Below are 4746 nucleotides of genomic sequence, written 5' to 3'. Positions count from 1 at the left end.
CATCGACCGGAGGTGTAGCCGGTTCTCTCTTGGCTTCATCACCAAAAACGCCCATCGCCCCCTCAAGGAGTTGGTCTTTCCACTGCTTGATCTGGTTGGCGTGCACGTCGAACTGCTGGGACAGTTCCACCAGCGTCTGCTCGCCTTTGATCGCGGCAAGCGCCACTTTCGCCTTGAAAGCCGGGCTGTGGTTCCGGCGCGGTCGTCTCGTCATGATCTCTCCTGTTTCCGGCATCTAAGCCAAAGTCAGGCAGAAATTCCACTTATCCTAGCTGTTCAGATTTCCCGAGCCAGCTCTTTATTATCTCGGCGATGGATCCGATACCATTTACGAGAGTTTTTCTGGTGTTAATGACACACTTGTCTTCGGTGACTCAATCCTAGCGTCTGACATCGAGATAATCAGAAGTGCATCGAATTTCCACGATGTTTCTTTGAGGCTCTCTGACGGGTCTGAAATTACTCTTGACAGCGAATTCCTGAACAACTCCGGTTCAGGCATTGAAACAATTACCTTTTCCGAAAGTACAGTATGGAACAAGGACGTCATCCAGCAAAAGTACAAGGAGCAGAATCTGACATCCGAGGATGATGTTTACGTCGGTTTCTCATCATCTGAGCAAATTGACGGGGGGGCTGGAGACGACACTCTTTACGGTGAGGCGGGAGACGATTCAATTACTGGTGGGCTGGGAGATGATGTTCTTCACGGTGGCGATGGGAGTGACACATACTACTACAGTCGTGGAGACGGTCATGACACGATCGAGGAAGGCCTGACGCTTTCGAGCAATCTGGATAAATTGGTATTTGCTAATATTAATCCTGATGAAATCGTTCTCGAACACGATGGAAATCACCTAAGGGTTGTTGTTCTGGAGAGCGTTGCAGGAGCTGGCGACGGAGGCTCAATCCTGATTAAGGATGGCCTAAGTGGTTACTACAATAAAGGTATTGAGGAAGTTGTTTTCGCGGACGGCAGCATCTGGACGCGCGCAGAAATGCGCTCAAGTCTTTTGGACGAGGCGGGAACAGATGGTGATGATGTCATAGCCGGCACCGAAAATGCAGACATTTTGAGCGGTCGTCTCGGCAACGACACGCTGAGCGGCGGCGATGGCAACGACACCTACATCTATAATCTCGGCGACGGTAACGACACCATCTTCGAAGGTAACAGAGAAGGCAGCCTGGACCGTCTGGTGCTCGGTGAGGGCATTCTGCCCGGCGAGGTCACGGTCACGACCTCCAGTTCCGATGTTGACGACGTCACGCTGCATTTCATTGACGGCGGCTCGATCATGTTGAACGAGCAGTTTTCTCCCTTTACCGAGTATGGACTGGAAGAAATTGTCTTTGCCGACGGTACGGTCTGGAATGCGGCTATGCTCGCTGCCGTCGCCCTTGAGCAAGCGAAGACGGACGGTGACGACACCATTACCGGTTTCGACGATCGGGGAGACGTTGTCGAGGGCGGTCTTGGCAACGACACGCTGAGCGGTGGTGATGGCAATGACACCTACGTCTATAATCTCGGCGACGGCAACGACACGATCTTCGAAGGTAACAGCGATGGCAGCCTGGACCGGCTGGTGCTCGGTGAGGGCATTCTGCCCGGCGAGGTCACGGTCACGATCTCCAGTTCCGATGTTGACGATGTCACGCTGCATTTCATTGATGGCGGCTCCATCACGTTGAACGAGCAGTTTTCTCCCTTTACCGAGTATGGACTGGAGGAAATTGTCTTTGCCGACGTCACAGTCTGGGATGCGGCTCAATTGGCAGCTATTGCTCTTGAACAAGCGAAGACGGACGGTGACGACACCATTACCGGTTTTGACGATCGGGGAGACGTTGTCGAGGGCGGTCTTGGCAACGACATGCTCAAAGGCGGCGACGGCGACGACACCTATGTTTACAACCTTGGAGACGGCAACGATACGATAATTGAAAGCTCTAATGATGGTAGTGCGGATCGACTGTTGTTCGGCAGCGGAATTTTTTCCGCGGACGTAAAAATTTTCAAGGAAACGGCCGAGGCATCGGATGCTGACATTGTCCTCAGTGACGGTTCTATCATTGTCCTAAAGAACCAGTTTTACACGTCTTCGGCAGGTGTTGAGAACATTCAGTTCGATGACGGAACCATCTGGTCCGCGGCGGATATCGCTTCGAACACCGTGGTGAATTCCAAACCTGAAACCGAACCGGATACATTCGACTTCTTTGTTAATGAGGCTCCGTTTGAAATCCAAACTTCGGATATCCTGGCCAACGATGTGGACGATGGAAACCTGTCAGTGATCGCCGCGACGATTGCTGAAAATGGCTCTGTCTCGCTTTCGGGAACCGGCAGCCTTTTGGTGACACCTGATGACGGGTTTGAAGGTCAACTAACGATTGTATATACCGTAAGTGATGGTGCCTACATCCGTGATGAAACGATCACTGTGACAGTCTCTTCTTATGAAGACCCCGCGACCAACGACGATATAACAGGAACCAATGAAGCTGACGAACTCTTCGGTGGCAAGGGTGACGACACACTTCAGGGAGAAGGCGGCAACGACACCTACATCTACAACCTCGGAGATGGCAACGACACGATCTATGACGGCTCCTACGACGGCACGGCAGACAAGCTGGTGCTCGGGGCTGGTATCCTGGCCAGCGAAGTTCTCGTCACGACCTCCGCGTCCGACGCTGATGACGTGACGCTGCACTTCGTTGATGGCGGATCGATCGTTCTCAACGAGCAATTCTACTCGGGTACCCAGTACGGTATTGAGGAAATCATCTTTGATGACGGAACCGTCTGGGATGCGGCCGACCTCGCGGCCGTTGCGATGGAGCAAGCCCGAACCGACGGCGACGACACGATCACCGGGTTCGAAGACCGCGGCGATGAGATTGAGGGCGGTCTCGGCAACGACAATCTGAATGGTCTCGGCGGCAATGACACCTACATCTACAACCTCGGAGATGGCAACGACACGATCTATGACGGCTCCTACGACGGCACGGCAGACAAGCTGGTGCTCGGGGCTGGTATCCTGGCCAGCGAAGTTCTCGTCACGACCTCCGCGTCCGACGCTGATGACGTGACGCTGCACTTCGTTGATGGCGGATCGATCGTTCTCAACGAGCAATTCTACTCGGGTACCCAGTACGGTATTGAAGAAATCATCTTTGATGACGGAACTGTCTGGGATGCGGCGGACCTCGCGGCCGTTGCGATGGAGCAAGCCCGAACCGACGGCGACGACACAATCACCGGGTTTGAAGACCGCGGCGATGAGATTGAGGGCGGTCTCGGCAACGACAATCTGAATGGTCTCGGCGGCAATGACACCTACATCTACAACCTCGGAGACGGCAACGACACGATCTATGACGGCTCCTACGACGGCAGCTTGGACCGGTTGGTGCTCGGTGAGGGAATCCTGCCCAGCGAGGTGACGGTTATACGATCCAGCAGCGACCTCGATGATATAACGCTGCATTTCATTGACGGCGGCTCGATTACGTTGAACGAGCAGTTTTATCCCTTCGCCGAGTATGGATTGGAGGAAATTGTCTTTACCGACGGCACGGTCTGGACCGAGTCTGATCTCATACAACTAAGCCAAACCGGTACAGAGAACGATGACCGGCTTGTTGGTGGTCTCGATGCCGACATTATCTCCGGCGGTGAAGGTGCGGATTATATTTTCGGCTCAAACGGTGACGACGAGCTTTACGGAGGCGCGGGTAACGATGACGTTCGCGGCGGTAACGGAAACGACACTATTGATGGTGGTGACGATAACGATACGCTGAATGGCGGCGAAGGCGATGACGTTCACAACGGTGGAATGGGTGACGATCTGCTTATCGGAAACGCTGGCGCCGACAGCTTTGACGGTGGCGATGGAATTGACACTTTGGATTTCACCTACACTTCGACCGATGTCACCATTGATCTGCAACAGGGTGTGGTGATCGGGGTTAGCGGAAACCAGGAAGTCGCCGTCAATATCGAGAACGTGATCACAGGTGCGGGTGACAATCTGATTGTTGCAAGTACCGAGAGCAATATCCTTACAGGAGGTCTTGGCGATGACACGTTCAACTTTGTTGATGGTGCCGGAGGCCATGACGTCATTACAGATTTTGTTGCCGGTGCTGGAACTGAAGATCTTATCGAATTCAGCTCTGCGCATTTTGCAGATTTCTCCAGTTTGATGTCTGCTGCGTCAGATGATGGGGTCAATGTTACGATTGCTATCGATAGTGACGCGTCGCTGCAACTAAACGGCGTAATCATGAGCGAATTGCATCAGGACGATTTCAGGTTCGTTTGATCGATGTGAAACCAAGAGATATCACCGGGCCGGAGTTCATATCGAACTTCGGCATGTCTTGAATTGACTGCCCCAACGTTCTGACATGTGGGGGCGGCGCACCGCTTATACCAAGCGACGAATTTGACGACTCTTTTGGATTCCCAAAGTTTCGCGAATATGATTCCTGATGGGGAACATGAGGAGTTTGCCATGTCCGCCCCTATCCGTCTTCGAGATGACTTTGATGCTCCAACCCTTCGTCATCTAGCCCGTGGCTCGGTGAATGCCGATCAAACACGGCGCCTTTTGGCGCTTGCAGTGATCTATGACGGCGGCTTGCGCAGCGATGCGGGTGCGGTCGGCGGCGTGACGGTCCAGGTGATCCGCGACTGGGTCTTGCGTTTCAATGCAAAAGGCCCCG

General features: G+C 53.4%; 2 protein-coding genes and 1 pseudogene. 2 read left to right on the top strand and 1 reads right to left on the bottom strand.

The window, feature by feature from the left end:
- A partial coding sequence (locus OA90_RS27270) for an IS3 family transposase (protein ID WP_068416196.1) occupies positions 1-214 on the bottom strand: 214 nt, incomplete at its 3' end.
- 220 nt (positions 215-434) lie between these two features.
- Between OA90_RS27270 and OA90_RS27260 the strand changes: the two genes are divergently transcribed.
- Both OA90_RS27260 and OA90_RS28890 read left to right on the top strand, forming a co-directional pair.
- On the top strand, positions 435-4343 hold the full coding sequence (locus OA90_RS27260; protein ID WP_082837321.1) for a calcium-binding protein: 3909 nt from the start codon (positions 435-437) through the stop codon (positions 4341-4343).
- Positions 4344-4535: 192 nt separating this feature from the next.
- Positions 4536-4746, top strand: a pseudogene (locus OA90_RS28890) (IS630 family transposase); the annotation flags it as partial.

Source organism: Labrenzia sp. OB1, assembly GCF_001624695.1.
Classification (GTDB): domain Bacteria; phylum Pseudomonadota; class Alphaproteobacteria; order Rhizobiales; family Stappiaceae; genus Roseibium.
Note: the sequence above shows the minus strand (reverse complement) of the source record. Positions and strands in the feature narration are given on the sequence as shown.